The 20,705-nt window shown below is 42.8% G+C and carries 18 protein-coding genes; 10 read left to right on the top strand and 8 right to left on the bottom strand.

Annotation, left to right across the window (positions count from 1 at the left end; translation table 11 throughout):
• The first annotated feature begins 3 nt into the window (after window positions 1–3).
• From arnC to AACX38_RS07045, 8 genes are all read left to right on the top strand, one after another.
• Window positions 4–984: an undecaprenyl-phosphate 4-deoxy-4-formamido-L-arabinose transferase gene (arnC, locus tag AACX38_RS07080; RefSeq protein WP_228862863.1), complete on the top strand. Its 981-nt coding sequence runs from the start codon at window positions 4–6 to the stop codon at window positions 982–984.
• Complete coding sequence (gene arnA / locus AACX38_RS07075; protein ID WP_228862862.1) at window positions 981–2,978, top strand: bifunctional UDP-4-amino-4-deoxy-L-arabinose formyltransferase/UDP-glucuronic acid oxidase ArnA; 1,998 nt, start codon at window positions 981–983, stop codon at window positions 2,976–2,978. Before arnC ends, arnA begins: the two co-directional genes overlap by 4 nt.
• Window positions 2,979–2,983: 5 nt before the next feature.
• The gene (gene arnD / locus AACX38_RS07070; RefSeq protein ID WP_228862861.1) at window positions 2,984–3,877 is read left to right on the top strand and encodes a 4-deoxy-4-formamido-L-arabinose-phosphoundecaprenol deformylase; all 894 of its coding nucleotides are present in this window, start codon (window positions 2,984–2,986) and stop codon (window positions 3,875–3,877) included.
• 6 nt (window positions 3,878–3,883) lie between these two features.
• On the top strand, window positions 3,884–5,545 hold the full coding sequence (gene arnT, locus AACX38_RS07065) for a lipid IV(A) 4-amino-4-deoxy-L-arabinosyltransferase (protein WP_228862860.1): 1,662 nt from the start codon (window positions 3,884–3,886) through the stop codon (window positions 5,543–5,545).
• Window positions 5,545–5,892: a 4-amino-4-deoxy-L-arabinose-phosphoundecaprenol flippase subunit ArnE gene (arnE, locus tag AACX38_RS07060; protein ID WP_228862886.1), complete on the top strand. Its 348-nt coding sequence runs from the start codon at window positions 5,545–5,547 to the stop codon at window positions 5,890–5,892. Before arnT ends, arnE begins: the two co-directional genes overlap by 1 nt.
• Window positions 5,889–6,284: a 4-amino-4-deoxy-L-arabinose-phosphoundecaprenol flippase subunit ArnF gene (gene arnF / locus AACX38_RS07055; protein WP_228862859.1), complete on the top strand. Its 396-nt coding sequence runs from the start codon at window positions 5,889–5,891 to the stop codon at window positions 6,282–6,284. The genes arnE and arnF overlap by 4 nt, the downstream gene beginning before the upstream one ends.
• Window positions 6,284–6,769 carry a C40 family peptidase gene (locus AACX38_RS07050; protein WP_228862858.1) on the top strand — a complete coding sequence of 162 codons (486 nt, stop codon included), beginning with the start codon at window positions 6,284–6,286 and terminating at the stop codon, window positions 6,767–6,769. Before arnF ends, AACX38_RS07050 begins: the two co-directional genes overlap by 1 nt.
• A 77-nt stretch (window positions 6,770–6,846) precedes the next feature.
• Window positions 6,847–7,863: a lipoate--protein ligase A gene (locus AACX38_RS07045; protein WP_228862857.1), complete on the top strand. Its 1,017-nt coding sequence runs from the start codon at window positions 6,847–6,849 to the stop codon at window positions 7,861–7,863.
• An 81-nt stretch (window positions 7,864–7,944) separates the two neighbouring features.
• Here the strand turns inward: AACX38_RS07045 and AACX38_RS07040 are convergent, their stop codons facing one another.
• Complete coding sequence (locus tag AACX38_RS07040; protein WP_099108175.1) at window positions 7,945–8,310, bottom strand: helix-turn-helix domain-containing protein; 366 nt, start codon at window positions 8,308–8,310, stop codon at window positions 7,945–7,947.
• Between the two features lie 407 nt (window positions 8,311–8,717).
• Here AACX38_RS07040 and AACX38_RS07035 point away from each other — a divergent pair, with 407 nt between their 5' ends.
• Window positions 8,718–9,335, top strand: coding sequence for a hypothetical protein (locus AACX38_RS07035; protein WP_099121571.1), 618 nt, complete (start codon window positions 8,718–8,720; stop codon window positions 9,333–9,335).
• An 86-nt stretch (window positions 9,336–9,421) separates the two neighbouring features.
• On the opposite strand, the gene AACX38_RS07030 is transcribed toward AACX38_RS07035, so the two are convergent.
• From AACX38_RS07030 to ppsR, 7 genes are all read right to left on the bottom strand, one after another.
• Window positions 9,422–10,207 (bottom strand): heme ABC transporter ATP-binding protein, encoded by a 786-nt coding sequence (locus tag AACX38_RS07030; RefSeq protein ID WP_370630587.1) that lies wholly within the window; start codon window positions 10,205–10,207, stop codon window positions 9,422–9,424.
• 8 nt (window positions 10,208–10,215) lie between these two features.
• Window positions 10,216–11,217 carry a FecCD family ABC transporter permease gene (locus AACX38_RS07025; protein ID WP_099121569.1) on the bottom strand — a complete coding sequence of 334 codons (1,002 nt, stop codon included), beginning with the start codon at window positions 11,215–11,217 and terminating at the stop codon, window positions 10,216–10,218.
• Window positions 11,214–12,032 carry a heme/hemin ABC transporter substrate-binding protein gene (locus tag AACX38_RS07020; RefSeq protein WP_228862856.1) on the bottom strand — a complete coding sequence of 273 codons (819 nt, stop codon included), beginning with the start codon at window positions 12,030–12,032 and terminating at the stop codon, window positions 11,214–11,216. Before AACX38_RS07020 ends, AACX38_RS07025 begins: the two co-directional genes overlap by 4 nt.
• Window positions 12,029–13,102, bottom strand: a complete 1,074-nt coding sequence (locus AACX38_RS07015) for a hemin-degrading factor (protein ID WP_228862855.1) — start codon at window positions 13,100–13,102, stop codon at window positions 12,029–12,031. The genes AACX38_RS07020 and AACX38_RS07015 overlap by 4 nt, the downstream gene beginning before the upstream one ends.
• Before the next feature lie 55 nt (window positions 13,103–13,157).
• Complete coding sequence (locus AACX38_RS07010) at window positions 13,158–15,194, bottom strand: TonB-dependent hemoglobin/transferrin/lactoferrin family receptor (protein WP_228862854.1); 2,037 nt, start codon at window positions 15,192–15,194, stop codon at window positions 13,158–13,160.
• Between the two features lie 367 nt (window positions 15,195–15,561).
• Window positions 15,562–16,608, bottom strand: coding sequence for a 3-deoxy-7-phosphoheptulonate synthase (locus AACX38_RS07005; RefSeq protein WP_228862853.1), 1,047 nt, complete (start codon window positions 16,606–16,608; stop codon window positions 15,562–15,564).
• Between the two features lie 160 nt (window positions 16,609–16,768).
• The gene (gene ppsR, locus AACX38_RS07000) at window positions 16,769–17,632 is read right to left on the bottom strand and encodes a posphoenolpyruvate synthetase regulatory kinase/phosphorylase PpsR (RefSeq protein ID WP_193757170.1); all 864 of its coding nucleotides are present in this window, start codon (window positions 17,630–17,632) and stop codon (window positions 16,769–16,771) included.
• A 236-nt stretch (window positions 17,633–17,868) separates the two neighbouring features.
• Here ppsR and ppsA point away from each other — a divergent pair, with 236 nt between their 5' ends.
• Window positions 17,869–20,247 (top strand): phosphoenolpyruvate synthase, encoded by a 2,379-nt coding sequence (gene ppsA / locus AACX38_RS06995; protein ID WP_228862852.1) that lies wholly within the window; start codon window positions 17,869–17,871, stop codon window positions 20,245–20,247.
• The last annotated feature ends 458 nt before the right edge of the window (window positions 20,248–20,705 follow it).

Genomic DNA, 20,705 nt, shown 5'->3' with positions numbered 1-20,705 from the left:
ACAGTGGGATTTGAAGAAATTAGAAAAGTTTCGGTGGTTATTCCTGTTTATAACGAAGAAGAAAGTTTGCCTCAATTATTAAAAAGAACTATCTCTGCCTGCCAGCAACTCAATCAGGAATATGAATTAATTCTGGTGGATGATGGCAGCCGTGACAGCTCTGCGGAGATTTTAACTAGTGCAGCTGAAGATCCCGAAAGTTATGTCATTGCAATTTTGCTGAACCGTAATTATGGGCAGCATTCTGCAATTATGGCGGGGTTCCATCAGGCAAGCGGTGATCTTGTAATCACACTTGATGCAGATTTGCAGAACCCGCCAGAAGAGATCCCCCGTTTAGTGAAGGTTGCTGAAGAGGGATATGATGTTGTCGGTACACGCCGTGCCAACCGACAGGATTCATGGTTCCGTAAAACGGCCTCTAAAATGATCAACGCAATGATAACGAAAGTGACGGGGCGCTCTATGGGCGACTACGGCTGTATGTTGCGTGCATATCGCCGCCATATTGTGCGAGCGATGTTGCAATGCCATGAACGCAGTACATTTATTCCTATTCTTGCCAATACATTCGCTCGCCGAACAACTGAAATTGATGTAACCCATGCAGAACGCGAATTCGGTGATTCCAAATACAGTTTTATGAAGTTGATAAATCTGATGTATGACCTGCTGACCTGCCTGACGACAGCGCCGTTACGGTTATTGAGTGTAGTGGGAAGTATTATTGCCGTGACGGGTTTTCTGTTGGCTGTATTACTGATCGCTTTGCGCCTGATTTTTGGTGCTATATGGGCAGCTGAAGGCGTCTTTACCCTATTTGCCATTCTTTTTATGTTTATTGGCGCTCAATTCGTCGCAATGGGGTTACTCGGAGAATATATCGGTCGCATATATAACGATGTTCGTGCCCGCCCACGTTACTTTATTCAAAAAGTGGTCGGGGATAAAAAGACCAACGATAATCAGGAAGAAAAAGAATGAAAGCAGTGATTTTTGCCTACCATGATATTGGTTGTGCCGGACTTAATGCATTAGTGAAAGCAGGTTTCGATATCCGGGCTATTTTTACACATGTTGATGATCCAAATGAAAATAATTTTTTCTCTTCTGTGGCTCGTGCAGGTGCGGATTTAGGTTTATCCGTATTTGCGCCGGAAAATGTGAATCATCCGCTCTGGGTTGAACATATCCGAGAAATGCAGCCAGATATTATCTTTTCGTTTTATTATCGCGATATGCTCAGCCAGGATATTTTATCATTGGCAAAAAAAGGTGCGTTTAATCTGCATGGCTCTTTGCTACCAAAATATCGTGGTCGTGCTCCGGTTAACTGGGCGATCTTAAATGGTGAGACAGAAACAGGTGTGACATTACATAAAATGTCAGCAAAGGCCGATGCCGGAGATGTTGTTGCACAACAGGCAGTACAGATTGAGAAAACTGATACTTCATTGATCTTACATGGGAAAATCCGTGAAGCAGCAACTGAATTACTGAATGATATTCTGCCTCGTTTTAAAGCAGATAATTACCTTTCAATCCCACAGGATGAAAGTCAGGCTACTTATTTTGGTCGTAGAACCACTGAAGATGGTGAAATTTTCTGGCATAAATCGTCTGAAGAGATCAATAACCTTGTGCGGGCAGTGACAGAACCTTATCCCGGCGCATTTACGTTTCTCGGTGGGCGAAAAATCACAATCTGGCGCTCGGTTCCACTGAATACAACACACGATAAACAGGCCGGAACAGTGCTCTCCATCGACCCGCTGGTTATTGCGTGTGGAACAGGCGCTCTGGAAATTGTTAGTGGACAGAGCGAATCAGGTATCTACGTTCAGGGTAGCCGGCTTGCTCAGGAGATGGGCATAGTTACCGGTGTTCAGGTTGGGCAGAAAGCCACCGCACAGATCCCCCGCCGTAAGCGAGTTTTGATTCTGGGAGTAAATGGCTTTATCGGTAATCATTTGACAGAACGTCTGCTGAATGATGGTAATTACGATATTTACGGTATGGATATTGGCTCTTCTGCGATAGAGCGCTTTATTGGTAACCCTCATTTTCACTTCATTGAAGGTGATGTCAGTATTCACACTGAGTGGATCGAATATCACATCAAAAAATGTGATGTTATTCTGCCGTTAGTCGCCATCGCTACGCCTATCGAATATACCCGTAATCCACTGCGTGTATTTGAGTTGGATTTTGAAGAAAATCTGAAAATTGTTCGTTATTGTGTGAAATACAACAAGCGGATTATTTTCCCGTCTACTTCCGAAGTTTATGGCATGTGTGATGATAAGGAATTCGATGAAGACACATCGCGCCTTATCGTGGGACCAATTAATAAACAGCGCTGGATCTATTCCGTATCCAAACAACTACTTGATCGTGTTATCTGGGCATACGGCGAAAAAGAAGGTTTGAAATTTACCCTGTTCCGTCCATTTAACTGGATGGGACCACGGTTGGATAATTTAAACTCAGCACGTATTGGCAGTTCCAGAGCAATTACTCAGTTAATCTTAAATCTGGTCGAAGGCTCCCCGATAAAATTAGTTGATGGCGGAGAACAAAAACGCTGTTTTACTGATATTCATGATGGGATTGAAGCGCTGTTCAGAATTATTGAAAATAAAAATGGCTTATGTGATGGGCAGATTATTAACATCGGTAACCCGACGAATGAAGCCAGTATTCGTCAATTAGCTGAAATATTGCTGAATAGCTTTGAAAAACATGAATTACGTGGGAATTTTCCTCCTTTTGCCGGATTTAAAAAGATCGAAAGCAGCAGTTATTACGGTCAGGGTTATCAGGATGTTGAGCATCGTAAGCCCAGTATTAAAAATGCGGAACGTCTGCTGGGATGGAAACCGACTATCGGTATGGAACAGACGATCGATGAAACACTGGATTTCTTCTTGCGTGATGCCGTGCAGGAACTGAAAAGGAAAAAGCAACATACAGGGTAAATATGATGCAAAAAGTGGGCTTAAGAATTGACGTAGACACTTATCAGGGCACCAGGGAAGGTGTACCGCGTTTACTTAAAATTTTACAGCGTCATTATATTCAGGCCAGTTTTTTTTTCAGTGTCGGCCCGGATAATATGGGGCGTCACTTGTGGCGGCTGCTGAAACCTAAATTTTTGTGGAAGATGTTGAGATCAAATGCTGTTTCTCTGTACGGCCCGGATATTTTGTTAGCCGGTACTGCTTGGCCGGGAAAGAAAATTGCAAAAGATTTAGGTCATTTGATGAAACAGACGATAAAAGAAGGTCATGAAGTGGGTCTGCATGCCTGGGATCATCAAAGCTGGCAGGCAAAAGCCGGTCGTTGGTCAGGAGCAGAATTAGCAGAACAGATACAGCTTGGTGTTGATGCATTAGAAAAGGAGACAGGGCAGGCTGTAACATGCTCGGCTGTTGCTGGCTGGCGCGCAGATGAGCGGGTGCTGGTGGCTAAACAGCAATTTGGTTTTGATTACAACAGTGATTGCCGTGGAACACATCCATTCAGGCCACTTTTGCCTGATGGAAGCTTAGGAACCGTTCAAATCCCGGTGACATTGCCAACTTATGATGAAGTTATCGGCACGCAGGTCAGTGATATCAATTTTAACCATTTTATTCTGGGTGCTATTCAAAATGCCCGCGGTGTTCCTGTTTATACCATTCACGCAGAAGTTGAAGGAATGTCTAAATCATCACAGTTTGAGGCATTATTGGATATGCTGCACCAGCAAGATATTCAGTTTTGTAAATTAGGTCATTTACTACCTGAAAACCCGGAAACATTGCCAGTTGGGAGAATCGTTCGTTCCGATTTTCCTGGTCGTGAAGGCTGGTTAGGTTGTCAACAAGAGGTATAAAAAAATATGTCGAATGTTCGAATGAGTAGAGCTGGAGCCGTTTTAATGGCTCTTTTTTTTATCTTTACTTACTTGATCCCTTTGAATGGACGTCTTTTATGGCAACCAGATGAAACTCGATATGCTGAAATCAGCCGGGATATGTTACAGCGTGGCGATTGGATCGTGCCTTATTTTCTGGATATCCGTTATTTTGAAAAACCAGTGGCCGGATATTGGATAAATAGCATTAGTCAGTGGATTTTTGGCGATAGTAATTTCGCAGTGCGTTTTGGCTCAGTATTCAGTATCTTGCTCAGCGCATTTCTTCTTTATCGATTAGCTATGATGATGTGGCAGTGCCGTCAGACAGCATTTATCTCCTGCCTGATTTATATCTCCATGTTTATTGTGTTTTCTGTCGGGACTTATAGTGTTCTCGATCCTATGTTTTCATTGTGGGTCACGGCAGGAATTGTCAGTTGTTACTGGGCACTGAAAGCCAGTAGTACCCGAGAGCGGGTTTTTGCCTGGTTTGTGCTGGGTATAACCTGTGGCATGGCTTTTATGACAAAAGGCTTTCTGGCACTGGTTCTGCCGGTGATCTCGATGATACCAGTCACGATATACCAGAAACGCTTTCTGGAGATGCTTCGTTTTGGTCCGATTGCCATTATCGGCGCTGTTTTGATTAGTCTGCCGTGGGTGATTGCAGTTGCTGTTCGGGAGCCTGATTATTGGCATTATTTTTTCTGGATAGAACATATCCAGCGTTTTGCTTCCGAGAATGCACAACATGCATCACCATTCTGGTTTTATCTGCCGATAGTGATTTTGGGTGTTATTCCGTGGTTAGGATTATTACCGGGGGCATTATTTACCGGCTGGAAAGCGAAGAAAAATCATCCTGAAATGTTTTTTCTCTTATGCTGGTTCTGTATTCCTTTGATATTTTTCAGTATATCGAGAGGGAAATTACTGACCTATATCCTGCCGTGTATGGGACCTTTAGCATTGATGATGGCAAAATACGCCGTTGATAGTATGAGAAATGGCAAAATAAAGGCATTGAAGCTTAATGGATTAGTCAATGTTTTCATTGGCCTGATTGCAATACTGGCACTGGTATTTTTGGAGATATTCCCCAAAAATCCTCTTTATCAGTCTAATGAGTTACATAAATGGGTATTGGGGATTCTGACATTTGCTGTCTGGGGTATCGTCGGGTATTTATGTTTCAGACATAATGGCAAGCACTGGCAATGGGCCGCAGCCTGTTCAATTATGCTTAGCCTATCAATAGGTAGTGCACTGCCTGATAAAACGATTAATTCTAAACTTCCACAAGATTTCATCCAACAAAACGAAAAAGAATTAGCAGAAAGTAAATATATTTTATCGGCATCCGTTGGAGTAGCGGCGGCACTGGCGTGGGAATTAAAGCGCAATGATATCTATTTATTCCAAAACAAGGGTGAACTGGCGTATGGGCTGGATTATCCGGATAGCCAAAACCGATATATAACGCTAGAGCAATTTCCCGTTTGGCTGACCAGCGCACGGAAAAACGGTCAGGTTGCCGTTGTTTTTTTATTATCGTCAAAAGGAAAACTGCCTGAATTACCCCAACCGGATTTTGTACAGCGAAAATCCCGTTTTGTTCTTGTCATTTATAAGAAGCAACCATGATGAATAGCAGTGCAGGATTATTGATACTTGTTAGTTTATTAACCTGTGCAGGACAGATTTGTCAGAAACAAGCGGTTATCTGTTGGGGAAAAAAGACTCCCTATAAAACATCACTCGTGGTGGTATGGCTAGTGGCTGCTATGCTTCTTTTGGGGGCCGGAATGCTATTCTGGCTGCGATTACTGCAATTTTTACCACTCAGCATCGCCTATCCGATGCTGAGCATTAATTTTGTGGTAATAACATTAATCGGGCAATTTTTGTATAAGGAGAAAGTGGGGTTAAAACACTGGATCGGTGTTTTAGCCATTATGTCGGGGATCCTATTAATGAGTCTGAATCAATGAAGGGGTATTTTTGGGGAGTAGCGAATGTTTTACTGGTCACGGTCGCGCAGCTATTTTTGAAGTGGGGAATGGCTCGGTTACCTGAACTATCCTTATTGCTACATTGGTTCAGTATAGACTGGTTGTGGCTGAATCTTAATCCTTTGCTGGTGGTGATGGCAGGGCTTACCAGTTACGCATTATCTATGTTCTGCTGGTTTTTTACTTTGAAATATCTGCCATTGAATAAAGCGTATCCACTGTTAAGCCTGAGTTACATTTTTGTTTATTTAATGGCAGTATTATTACCTTGGTTTAATGAAAATACCTCACCATTAAAAACGATAGGCATCTTGCTAATTCTATTCGGTGTTTGGTTTATTAGCAGGCCAGAAAGCAGGAGAGCTGATTGATGTCAATAAAAATCAGGCATTTATGCCTGCTATTTAGCCTGTTACTTATCGGTTGTTCTAACCATATTCCGCAATCACAGCTACCACCATCGCGAGCAGCTCTGTCTGATCCGATTATGGTTATCGCAAAATTAAAAGAGCAACTTGAACAATGGCAGGGGACACCTTACCGCTATGGAGGTATGGATCGGCGGGGTGTGGATTGTTCGGGTTTTGTTTATCGTACATTTCATGATCGCTTTAATATCCTCCTTCCACGGACAACAAATCAGCAAACTCAACTGGGAACCCGGATCAGCAAAAAGGATTTGATGCCGGGTGATCTGGTATTTTTCAAAACCGGTAGTGGTGCTAACGGATTACATGTTGGGATTTATGATATCAATAATGAATTTATTCATGCCTCTACCAGCAATGGTGTTATGCGTTCCTCTCTTGATAATGTTTATTGGCAGCGTGTATTTTGGCAAGCCCGCAGAATATGACCACGACCTGAATCACCAATTTAATCTGAGCGTTATGATATCCTAAGGCATTGTTTTTCTTTGTCTGGAGACAAGTAATGTCTAGATTACGATTGCTGCTGTCTGATTCTTATGATCCCTGGTTTAATCTCGCTGTTGAAGAGTGTATTTTTCGGCAAATGTCACCAGAGCAGAGTGTTTTGTTCCTATGGCGCAATGCCAATACAGTTGTCATAGGGCGTGCGCAAAATCCGTGGAAGGAATGCAATACGCGGCGTATGGAGCAGGATGGTGTAAAGCTAGCTCGGCGCAGTAGTGGCGGTGGTGCCGTTTTTCATGATTTGGGGAATACCTGTTTTACCTTCATGGCTGGTAAGCCAGCCTATAACAAAGAGATTTCTACTCAGATTATTCTGGACGGACTAAAAAAATCAGGTATTCATGCGATGGTTTCTGGTCGTAATGATCTGGTTTTATCATCTCCGGAAGGAGAGCGTAAAATTTCAGGCTCTGCATATCGGGAAACTAAAGATCGCGGATTTCATCATGGGACGTTGCTGATTAATGCAGATTTGAACCGCCTTGCTGATTATCTCAACCCTGATCCTAAAAAATTACAGGCTAAAGGCATTACTTCTGTTCGTTCCAGAGTGGCAAATCTGTCAGATTTGTTGCCAGACATTACGCATGAAAAAGTATGTGCAGGGATCACCGATGCGTTTTTTGAGTATTTTGGCGAAATGGTGGCGCCGGAAATTATTTCACCGCAAGCGTTACCAGATTTGCCCGGTTTTGTGGATGTCTTTAAGAAGCAAAGTAGCTGGGAATGGAACTTCGGGCAAGCCCCCGCATTCAGCCATACTCTGGATACACGGTTTTCTTGGGGAGGTATTGAGTTGCATGTTGATATTGAGCATGGAGTTATTAGTCGTTGCCAAATTTTCACTGACAGTCTTGAGCCCGCACCATTTGAAGTACTGGCAAAAAAACTGGCAGGAGTGCTATATCAGCCTGAAGCTGTTGAGCAGATAATTCAGGCTATCAGAGAACAATACCCCTTACTGGATGCAGAGTTACAGCAATTTTCATATTGGTTAGTAAATGAACTGAAATAGAAAAAATAATTGGCAGAGGTTAGCCCTGAAAGAAGGTCAACAACAGGGAAGTTGACCATAAAGAATGATAATTACTATGAGTTACTCTTCGCAAAATAAGAATGTCTTTAACTCAGGTAATTTGCCATTTTCTCGGAATTTAGCCGGTGTGGTATTAAAGTGCTTTTTAAAGATCCGTGTAAATGTAGCCTGCGAACTGAAACCATATTGCAGGGCAATATCTAGAATCGGCAAGTCATCTTCGTGTAACGACTTGGCGGCTTCATGAAGGCGGCGCCGACGTACATACTGACCCAATGTACAGCCTTTCAATTCCTTAAAAATGCGTTGTAAATGCCATTTTGAATAACCACTTTTATGGGCAATGGCATCTATTTTAATACCTTCAGTCAGTTGAAGCTGGTTTTCTAACCATTTAACAATATCGTTGATAACACTTTCTAACATATATACCTCCCACTAATGTGGGCTTGTGCTAAAAAAGAGTGATATACAAATGATAATTAATATTATTGGAATGGCTCATTTTAATAATATATTTTATAGCGTATACGCAAAATGTGCGATCTTAAATTAATAAGGATTAATTATATTTAATCCCTGGTTATACCTCCGGATATTTTTTTCTTCCGTTTTCACTTAGCACTATTTTTCATATTGGACAAAATAGAGGCGAATATTTTATCTGATACTGTCTGAAAGGAATTTAAGGGCATGGAAAGTATAAAATATATTTCCGAACCAGATAAAATCAGCTTCTGCACTCATTACTGGGTGCTTTTTTATTGTAGGGATATGTGATTTTTTGTGTGGTTTTGTTCTGAATTTGTTGTTTTTCTTGGTGGGTATTTAGCATGTTTATCTTTTTAGCCAAAAAATTGATGTTTTTTATTTTATATGCATTGGTGATAGCGGGAACAACGGGTTTGTTATTTTTAGATGTTAATTATTTACATAACAATGTACAGGAAGAGTCACTGACAGAAATTTTTCAGGAGCTTTCTCTAATTATCATTGCAACTTTGCTGTTTTATGAAGCAAAGAGAAATTCGAAATTACGGACATCGCTTATTTTGATGGCTGGCTTTTTTAGTTGCCTGTTAATCAGAGAGCTGGATGTATATTTTGATGTTATTTTCCACGGAGCATGGGCGTGGTTTGCTATTCCTCTGGCTTTGCTCTGCATCAGTTACGCTGTCACGCAGGGTTCTAAAACTCTTGTTGGGCTTGTGCATTTCACCCGTCATCAAAGTTATTCAATGATGATTTGCGGGCTTTTATGCGTATTAGTATTTTCCCGATTGTTTGGTATGGGGGCACTTTGGCAAGAGCTAATGGATGAGCATTTTAATCGAGCAGTCAAAAATATGGTGGAAGAAGGCTGTGAAATGTTGGGTTATGCTTTATGCCTGATAGCGACATTTTGGTATCTACCATCGGCCCGCCAACAACGGCTGATGGATATGAAGTAATTCTTCTCTGATATTGCATATCCGATGTGATTATTGAGGCAATTTTTGCTGATATTTACAAAAGTTGCCTCTAGAAAGGAAATAAACTATTGACGGAGATAAATCTGTGGCTGGTGAGTTTCAGGGTGTTGCATAACGCCTAAATCAGCCCGATACCATTGTTTAAGAATATCGTCACGCAGAACATCTTGTGGTGTACCTGAGGCGACTAATTCTCCTTTATGTAACAGGAGAATTTTATCTGCGTAGAGTGCAGCCAGATTCAGGTCATGCAATACACAACAGACAGCCAGAGGACGCTGCCGGGTAAGGTTATGAACAAGTCGTAATGTATGCTGCTGGTGGTAAAGATCCAGTGCTGATGTTGGCTCATCCAAAAACAAGCAAGATCCTGTAGGCTCCGGGTGCCAGAGCTGAGCCAGTGTTCTGGCCAACTGAACCCGTTGCTGTTCTCCTCCGGATAGCTGTTGGTAATTACGATGTTTCAGCTCTTCACATTCGGTCAATGCAATCGCTTCATTGATTGCCGTTTTCTTATGGGTGCTTTCATGGGGAACACGCCCCATCGCAATGATTTCTTCAACACTAAAAGGAAAGGAAAGCGAGCTATATTGCCGCATTACTGCGCGAATACGAGCGAGTTTTTGCGGCTCCCAGTCAGCAAGGGAAGTGCCCTGTAACAGACACTCACCACTGGCTGGAGAAACATAACCTGTTAACAGCCGTAACAGAGTGGATTTACCTGCGCCGTTAGGCCCAATAATTGCAACAACTTCCCCCTGATTAAGAGAAAGAGATACATCCTTGATAATTTGACGTTGCCCGATGAAATAGTTCAGGTTTTTAGCTTCGAGCAAACTTTTTTGCATTATTGGCTCCATTACAAACGGCCCCCTGATGGTTTAAGAATTAACCATAAAAAGTAAGGCGCACCGATTAAACCAGTGATAAGGCCGACCGGCATTTCAGCGGGAGCCACCAGTGTTCTGGCTAATGTATCCGCAGTTAATAACAGGCATGCTCCACCTAATGCGGAAATTGGCAGTAACCATGAGTGATCGCCACCAAAGCGCAACCTGACAAGATGGGGAATGACAAGGCCGATAAAACCGATAACACCGCTCAATGCCACAGCGCAGCCAATCAGTAGGGCACTCAGTAGAAGTAACTGAAACTTAGTCCGCTGAACATTAATACCTAAATAATGTGCTTCTTCGTCTCCTAACTGAAGGAGATTCAGTTTTCGTGACTGACTGAGCGTCAGCAGGCAAACCGGAATAATAATAGAAGCGGCAATAATCAGTGTTGGCCATTCAATCTGGTTTAATGAGCCCATCATCCAAATGGTGAATTGCCGTAATTGCTGATCATCACTGATATAGCTCAATACACCGATAAACGATGCGCACAGGGTATTAATGGCAATACCGGCAAGCAGCAATTTTGACATATTGCCGTGGTTGTATTTATTGAGCGAAAATATCAGGAATGAAACCAGTAAGCTGCCGATAAAAGCAGCAATGATATGGGCGTATAATGCAATACTCGCAGGTAAGGAAAGAGGTACAACAATAGTCAGTGCCACTGTCAGTGCTGCACCACTGCTGATCCCTAATAGCCCGGAATCAGCGAGAGGGTTGCGGAATAGCCCTTGCATGACAGCACCAGACATAGCCAGTGCACTTCCAACCAGAATAGCCAGCAAAATGCGCGGAAGACGAATGTTTAACCAAATCTGCCAGTGTGGGTCCTCCAAAGAGGACTCCCACAGTGTTTTAAAAGAAAGAGGCAATGCCCCCATGTTGGCTGAGCTGATTGCCAGAATAAACAGCAATACAGTCAGTAACATCAAGCCAAGGCTGGGGGATTGAGAACGACTCATTGCACTTTCTCCGCAGCCTCACGGACTTTTTTCATGACAGCGGGTGTCTCGATACCGAATCCGAGCAGGCCCATTTCATCCACAACGACGACCTGTTTTTTCTTGCCAGCGGGCGTGAAACTCATTCCCGGAAGTTGCCACAGTTTATCCATTCCACCCAAAGTCTTCAGGCCATCAGTACTGATTAGCAGCAAGTCAGGTTGACTGGCGATAACACCTTCCTGAGATAGAGGGCGGTATCCATTGAATCCCTGCATGGCATTTTGAGCACCAATGGCGTGAATAATCTGGTCTGCCGCTGTTTTCTGACCGGCAGCCATTGGCATGATCCCGCCGTGGCTCATGACAAACATGACTTTTGTTGGGATCTCTGACGTGGTGATTGTAGCCAGCTGCTGCTGATATTGAGTGATTAGCTCTTCACCACGTTTTTCCTGTTTGACCGCCTTAGCGACGGTCTTAATTTTTTCAGGAACGGCTTCTAACGAGGCTTTGCTTGTCACTTTAATGACTTTTACACCGGAATCTTCGATTTGCTTGAGTGCCAGAGAAGGTTGAGCCAGTTCGCTTGCGATCACCAGTGATGGTCGCATAGACAGAACTCCTTCTGAGCTGAGCATACGCATATATCCCACATCAGGAATCGAAAGTATTTCCTGAGGATTTTTGCTGGTACTGTCTCTGGCAACGACATACTGCCCTTCACCCAGTGCAAAAACAATTTCAGACACATCACCACCGATTGTGACAATACGTTCAGCAGAGAACGCACTGGCAGAGATGGTAAGCATAAATGTTAGAAGCCACTTTTTCATGCTACACAATTTTCCTTTTCTGGTTGCAGTTTAGGCAGAGCGGCAACCTGATCACGCCATTGTGCCTGCTCAGGAGTACCTTCAGTACGCTGACCATACAATTGGGCGATTTGGTTACCTTCAGCATCAAACAACTCAAGGCTGGTGACGAAACCATCTGTTGTTGGTTTACGTGTGATCCAGCTTTCAGCGATAGCACTTTCAATCAGATGCAATGTGAAATTGCGATTAAAAATGTTAGCCCACTTCTGGGAAGAGTTTTCTTCCTGATAAGGCATCAAGCGCTCCAGTTTACCAGTAAAAATCTGGATACAACCGCGGTTGCCGACGAAGATCATAATTTCATTTTGATCTTTGTGTGCAACTTCAAGGATCTGAGTCAGAGCGGAGTTATCTACACGATATGCCAGATCATCTTTGACAGCATTGAAGATTTGCTGACGGTTCAGATTATGGCGGCTCATCATAATGAAGAACTGGTGAACGTCAGTCATGGCACGCCATTCTTCATCCAACTGCACTTTCAGTTGTTCAGTCATTTCTGCATATTCAGGGGATTTTGCCAGTTGAACTTCCAGAGCAGAGTTTTCTTCTGTCTGGTATTTTTCAATCAGTGCTTCCCATGCGGCCATATCTGTATTAGCGGTGGTGTACACTTTGTGCAACGCATCACCCTGACGGTCAAAGAACTGAACGCTGTGACGCAGACCGTTTTTCGCTGGTTCTACCAGATAGAAAACACTGCTCCAGTGATCGAAAAACACACGCAAATCAAGTTCACGTGGATTAAGGATCAAGCCAACATGTTCGCTAAACTTGGTATTTTCGTAACGACCAACCTGCTCATGAACTGCGAAGTCATTACGGGTAATGGCTTTGGTTTCACCAACAGTTGCCAGTTCTTGCAGCAGAGTAGGAGCATCAACGTTCAGACGTTTCGCGTCGATACCGACACGACTGTGCAGTAATTCTCCTTCACTGACATTAAGATAAGCCGCCAGATCGCGTGCATATTTGGCTTTATTATCTGCTTTTGCCTGTTGGTAACGTTCATAAAGTGACTGATTCACAGTTGCTAGCTCCTTAAAAAAATGGGGTATAGTTTAAAAATAGTACTTTTATTATTTACCATTGGTAGCTGATGAACAGTTTGGCATTACGGCCACTCTGTGGAGCACCCAATGTTGAGTAATATTGCTTATCGAAAGCGTTGCCGAGCACGACAGAAGTTGTGACACCTTTTAGCTGGTTTTCGCCGTGGTAGCTGATATAGAAATCATTGACACCGTAGCCTGACTGTTGGGAAGCATTTTTCTTCCCATTTTTATCTTTAAAATTAGTCTGGCTAGTGAATTTACCTACCCAGCCAATAGATACGCCGGTATCAGAAAGAGGGATATCTAATGTGCTGGTTACGGTATCCGGGCTTAGCTCATCAATAGATTTGCCAGTTTGTCCATCTTTACCTGTGGTGCGGTTATAAGCCAGATCCCATGAAAACCAGTCAGTGCCATAATTCATTGAAACATCCCAACCCCAGATTTTGGCGTTAGGAATATTCACAGAGGTCGTAAAAAACCCTTTTTTGGTTTCTACGAACGTATTGATATAATCTTTCGCTTTGGTATCAAAGTAACTGGCTTTAAATTTCAGACCATCGTGAGAAGTTAACAAATCATCGAAACGTAGCCCAAATCCATATTCCTGAGTTTCATTGCTTTCAGGGCGTAGGTTAGGGTTAGGTTTCCAATTGTTTCCTGGGAAATGCTCAGAATCGTTATACATTTCTCCCATGGTCGGAGAACGGAATGCCTGAGAATAGGAAGCAAACAGCATCGACCAGTCTGTAGGAGTGATGCTGATAGCGCCTTTTGATGACCATTTGTCGGCACTGATATCTTTGTACTTATTGTTTTTGTTATCGTTTGAAGCCTTGTAATTGTCATAGCGCGTACCAACGACAACTGAAACAGGCAGATCACGAATAGTTATTTCATCCTGTACCCAGCCGGATGCGAAACGGATATCTGCTTTTGGAAATCCATTGAGATTATCACGGCTTGGTTTTTGTTTCTGTTTATAAACTTCAGTGCCATAAGTAAATTGGTGTGCAGCAAAAGGCATTGCACTCAAATGAGAACGGTTTTCCAGTTTTATACCGAAAGTTTCTTGTCTGCGGCCTTCAAAGCCTTTTTCTTTCGTTTTGGTATTGATGGCGATATCGGAATAATAAATATCATTTCTCAGATCCAGCCAGTTATAGCTCGACGGATTCAGTTTATAAGTCAGCTGCATATCACGCTGTGCTGTTGTGCGATCAGCCAAGACGTTTCTGCTATGGTCATTAATATCCTGTGGATCTTTCGGCTCATGAGCTTTGTTGCGGTAATAACGTAATTCACCACCAATTGACTGGATATCATCAATTTTCCATGTGCCTTTCGCCATCACATTGCCGATGTTTTCATCGTTTCGACCTTTTACACCACCGCCATAGCGAATATTGCCAACATCGCGGGTACTGAAAGTAAACAGGCCATCAAGATTCTCGGTTTTACCAAAGGCTGCAGCTCCAAGCCCCCAGCTGTGATCTCCTGTTCCCGCACGGCTGAAAACACGAAAACCGCTATTTTTCCCGTCCTGCAAGAGATCTGCTGCATCAACTGTCTGATATGCAATCACACCACCTAATGCACCGCTACCGTAGAGCAGGGCGGATGGCCCCCGCACGATTTCAACCTGTTTAATCAACGCCGGATCGAGAAAAACACCATTAATATGCCCGGTATCAGTTCCCTGACGAACACCGTCAACCAGCATTAAAACCCCTTTTTGGGAGTAACCACGCAGGCTGATATCCTGCCCGTTAGCGCGCCCGTAATCAGCGGCATTAATCCCCGGGATTTTACGCAGTAAATCGTTAGCATTACCTGCAACTTTACTGCTGGCTGAATTTCCTTCAACAACTGTTACCATCATTGGAGCTTCAAAACTATCACGCTGATTACCTGTGGCATAAACCGTTATCGTGTCTTTATGCTTACTTTTTGCTGTATCTTTTTTTTCAGTTGGAGTGGTGGCTGCGTGAGCAGAAGACAACCCTGTTAAAATAACAATACTTAATGCAGACAATCTCAGGTTTGGTAGCTGAATCCGGGACATGCAAGTTATCTCCATGATTTAACGGTGTTTTAAAACATACGAGTGGTTTTAATCCCATGACATGAACATGTCTTTTCAGGATTATGATTAAGTCAAAATAAGATTTTGTTTAAGGTTGAACCACGATGTAATGCCAAAAGGATCTGCTGTTGCAAAGGGGTAATGTGGTAGTACGGGTAGTCAGTTAGTTTTTTCATAGCCAATATGAACAATAATTATTCTAATATTGAGAATAATTATCGTTTCTATGATGATTAACTTCAAGCTATTTTTTTATATAAGGAAGAATAGGTAGCTAAATGTTTTTTCACGGGATATGGCTTCCATTATGCACAGAAGCCTAAAAGAGATACTAAAGAAGAGGTATTCAGCAACGTTTTTTAGCTGCTTCGGCCAGTATATGAAGGAATTCTTCTGTATCCTGCCAGCTAAGACATGGGTCAGTAATCGATTGCCCATAGGCCAGAGGTTCTCCCAACATAATTTTTTGGGAACCTTCAACTAAAAAACTTTCCGCCATAACACCAGCAATGGCTGTTGAACCAGAATTAATCTGCTGGCTGATATCTCTGGCGACATCCAGTTGCCGACGGTGAATTTTCTGGCAGTTACTGTGGCTGCAATCAATGATTAACCTTTCCGGTAAGCGGAATTCACGCAGTTTCTGACAGGTTGCGTTAATATCTTCAGCGTAGTAATTAGGTTTTTTTCCGCCCCGCATAATAACGTGCCCGTAGGGATTTCCACTGGTCTGGTAAATTGTCATTTGCCCGTCTTTATCTGGTGACAGGAACATATGTCTGGCACTTGCTGCGCGTATTGCATCAATCGCAATGTGAGTATTGCCGTCAGTACCGTTTTTAAATCCGACAGGGCACGAAAGGGCGGAAGCCATTTCCCGATGGATTTGGCTTTCAGTTGTTCTGGCACCAATAGCGCCCCAGCTAATTAAATCCGCAATATACTGCCCGGTCACCATATCCAGAAATTCTGTCGCGGTAGGCATTCCCAATTCATTGATATTAATTAATAAATTGCGCGCAAGTGAGATCCCTTTATTGACCTGACAGGAACCATCCAGCATAGGGTCTGAAATTAATCCTTTCCAGCCGACAACAGTCCGCGGTTTCTCGAAGTAGGTTCTCATGACGATTTCCAGACTATGCTGATATTTTTCACGCAATACTTGCAGGCGTGATGCATAATCAAGAGCAGCATCGGTATCGTGAATAGAACAGGGACCGATAATAACCAGTAAACGTTGATCGTTACCAGTGAGAATGGCTTCAATGCGTTTTCGTGACAGCGTCACATTTTGGCGTATTTTTTCTGATATCGGATACTGTTCAGAAAGGGTTTTAGCTGTTATCAGCTTATCAATAGAGCAGGTTCGTAGCTCATCTGTTTTGTACATATACTTTCTCGAATTCTACTTCATTTTGAGGCGCAGCCTGGCGTGATGGAAATTACAATAACTCAGCCTCCGATAAATTCAACAAAACATTAATGTCAATTTAAGCGAAACGCTTGTGTATGAAATTTTAATGATGCCTGAATTATGCTGATTCTTTGGGTCAGAACATACGCCGTTTCAGTCCCATACTGTCAATAATCTTGGCTGAAATCTCTTCGACAGAATAATTGGTGGTATTTAAGTAATTAATCTTATTTTTACGAAATAGAGCTTCAACTTCAGCAAGTTCGATACGACATTGTCGTAAAGAAGCATAACGGCTGTTTTCTCTGCGTTCTTCACGGATGGCCGCCAGCCTCTCAGGATTTATCGTCAGGCCGAATAATTTGTGCTGAAACGGCTTGAGCCCGGCAGGGAGTTGTAGGTTATCCATATCATCATCAGTGAAAGGGTAGTTTGCTGCCTGAATACCAAACTGCATGGCAAGGTAAAGGCTGGTAGGGGTTTTTCCACAGCGTGAAACACCCAGAATAATCACTTGTGCCTGATCGAGATTACGCAGTGAAATGCCATCATCGTGTGCCAGAGCATAATCAATGGCTGCAATGCGGGCATCATACTGACTCAGGTTTTTTTTAGATAAACCGTGTGTACGGTGTAGCTCTGGTTTTGGTTCCAGCCCGATTTCCTGCTGCAATGGTGCGACGAGAGTCTGGACTATATCCAGACAAAAGCCGTCACTGCTGGTAATAATATTTTTAACCTCGCCGGAAATTATGGAATAAAAAACCAGTGGTCTGATATTTGTGGCCTGATAAAGATTATTTATCTGGTTTCTGATTTCTTCGGCTCTTATTTTGCTGGTGACGAAGGGTAAGGTATAAGACGTCATCGTAATTGGGAATTGAGATAATACAGCATGGCCGAGGACTTCTGCTGTAATTGCTGTACCGTCGGAGATGAAAAAGACACTACGCTCCAGTGGTTCATTTTCCTGATTTTGCGGGAATGGGATCTCTATCATTGTATTTTCTTTTATTAGTGGGTAGGTGAATATATTAAAATATTAGCTGAATCGTTTTTATTGCAAATAACAACTATAGATAGTGTTTTGGATTATACCTGTAAAAAAATAATATTGCTGGGTTGATCGATTCACCTTTCCATATATAGCAATACATTGTGCTAGGCTATTTCCTGCTGTAAAGAGCAGCACTAATTTTCCGATTTGTACCTCCGAATGTAAAAAGGATAGTTTCAATGTCCAATAATGGCCTCACCCCATGTAATGTACTTTGGTATAACCAACTAGGCATGAATGATGTTAATCGGGTCGGTGGTAAAAACGCCTCGCTTGGTGAGATGATCACCAATCTGGCCGACCTTGGTGTATCTGTTCCCAATGGTTTTGCTACAACAGCACAGGCATTTAATGATTTTTTGGAACAAAGTGGTGTTAATCAGCGTATTTATCAATTATTGGATGAAATAGATGTTGATGATGTCAATCAATTAGCTAAGGCTGGTGCACAGATCCGTCAGTGGGTGATTGATACGCCATTTACAGCACAACTGGAAAAAGATATCCGGGAAGCTTATTTGCAACTGTCTGAAGGTGAGCCTGATGCCTCTTTCGCTGTCCGTTCCTCCGCAACGGCCGAAGACATGCCGGATGCCTCTTTTGCAGGGCAGCAGGAAACTTTCCTGAATGTACAGGGTATTGATGCGGTGATGGTTGCCATTAAACATGTCTTCGCATCTCTCTTTAATGATCGTGCTATTTCCTACCGTGTCCATCAGGGCTATGACCACCGTGGCGTGGCGCTGTCAGCAGGTGTACAGCGGATGGTACGCTCTGATTTGGCATCATCCGGTGTCATGTTTACGATTGATACTGAATCCGGTTTTGATCAGGTTGTGTTTATTACATCTGCCTATGGTTTAGGTGAGATGGTTGTGCAGGGCGCAGTAAATCCTGATGAATTTTATGTGCATAAACCTACATTAAAAAATAATCGCCCAGCGATAGTTCGACGTAATCTGGGCTCCAAAAAAATACGTATGGTCTATGCAGACAGCAAAGAACACGGTCAGCAGGTTCGGACAGAAGATGTTTCTGAGGCATTACGTAACCGCTTTTCTCTTGCCGATAATGAAGTCGAAGAATTGGCAAAGCAGGCCCTATTGATTGAAAAACATTATGGTCGCCCGATGGATATTGAATGGGCGAAAGACGGGCATAATGGTCGACTGTATATTGTACAGGCACGCCCTGAAACAGTCCGTTCCAATCAGCAGGTGATGGAACGCTATCAGCTTAATGAACAAGGCAGTGTGCTGGTGGAAGGCCGTGCAATCGGGCACAAAATCGGTATTGGTACAGTTAAGGTTATTCACAATCTCAGTGAAATGGATCGCATTCAGGTCGGCGATGTGCTGGTGACAGACATGACTGACCCGGATTGGGAGCCAATCATGAAAAAAGCAGCAGCGATTGTGACTAATCGTGGAGGGCGTACCTGCCATGCTGCTATCATTGCCCGTGAACTGGGTATTCCTGCTGTTGTGGGTTGTGGCGATGCAACAGAACGCCTGAAAGAAGGTGAACTGGTCACGGTCTCCTGCGCAGAAGGGGATACGGGTTTTGTTTATCGGAATAAACTGGATTTCAGCATCCAAAGTTCGCAGGTTGATGAGCTGCCAGAATTGGATGTTAAGATCATGATGAACGTTGGTAATCCGGATCGCGCATTTGATTTTGCCTGCCTGCCGAATGAAGGTGTAGGGCTGGCGCGTCTGGAATTCATCATAAACCGCATGATTGGCGTTCATCCCCGCGCACTGCTTGAGTTTTCTGAGCAATCTCCTGAATTACAGGCACAGATTAAATCTTTAATGACAGGCTATGATGATCCTGTTGAATTTTATGTTGGACGCCTGACTGAAGGTATTGCCACGCTGGCCGCTGCATTCTGGCCTAAACGCGTCATTGTCCGTTTGTCTGATTTCAAATCGAATGAATACGCGAATCTGGTGGGTGGAGAGTTCTACGAACCGCATGAAGAAAACCCGATGCTTGGTTTCCGTGGTGCCGGTCGTTATGTCTCTGACAGCTTCCGCCAGTGTTTTGCGCTGGAATGTGAAGCAGTCAAACGGGTACGTAATGTTATGGGATTAACAAATATTGAAGTCATGATCCCGTTTGTACGTACAGTGGCGCAGGCCGAAGCCGTTGTATCAGAGTTGGCATCACAAGGCTTGAAGCGTGGTGAAAATGGGCTGAAAGTCATTATGATGTGTGAAATCCCATCAAATGCGTTATTAGCAGAACAATTTCTCGAGCATTTTGATGGCTTCTCTATCGGCTCAAATGATATGACTCAATTGGCATTAGGCTTGGATCGTGATTCAGGTGTTGTCTCCGAATTATTCGATGAACGTAATGATGCGGTGAAACAATTACTTTCTATGGCTATTCAGGCGGCCAAGCGTCAGGGAAAATATGTTGGTATTTGCGGTCAGGGGCCTTCAGATCACGAGGATTTTGCCGAGTGGTTAATGAAAGAAGGAATTGACAGCTTATCATTAAATCCTGATACAGTGGTGAAAACCTGGGTTTCTTTAGCAGGAAATAATTAATAACCATCTAATTCAGACATAAATTAAAAAGCCTGTTAAAAATATTTTCAGGCTTTTTTCTTTATAACACGATCTTTTTTAATGCGAGTGGTATTTTATATAATTCCAATGGGAATTTTTTCCAAAAAAAAAAGCCTATCATGGGCTGACAGGCAAAGACTACACACAGCAATATATATTACTTCACACATCTCAGTTTGTGGCGTATACAAACTAAGACTGCTATTCATGGGAAACATAGTTTCGATGAAATGAATACTAATTTAATAAATCAGTTTATTCATTAAGAATTCTCTTAATAAATCAGAATTGGAAAAACAAATTTAAAAAGCAACTTTCTCGTAACAAGTTTTTTGAGATTATTTACTGATGGAATGAATGTGTATTTTTTATAGGCACCAGATAATACATTTACTTTAATGATAATTGCGCGGAAAAATAATTTTCCGCGCTTTGTG

The sequence above is a fragment of the Xenorhabdus sp. PB30.3 genome, from assembly GCF_963895965.1.
GTDB lineage: Bacteria > Pseudomonadota > Gammaproteobacteria > Enterobacterales > Enterobacteriaceae > Xenorhabdus > Xenorhabdus stockiae.
Note: the sequence above shows the minus strand (reverse complement) of the source record. Positions and strands in the feature narration are given on the sequence as shown.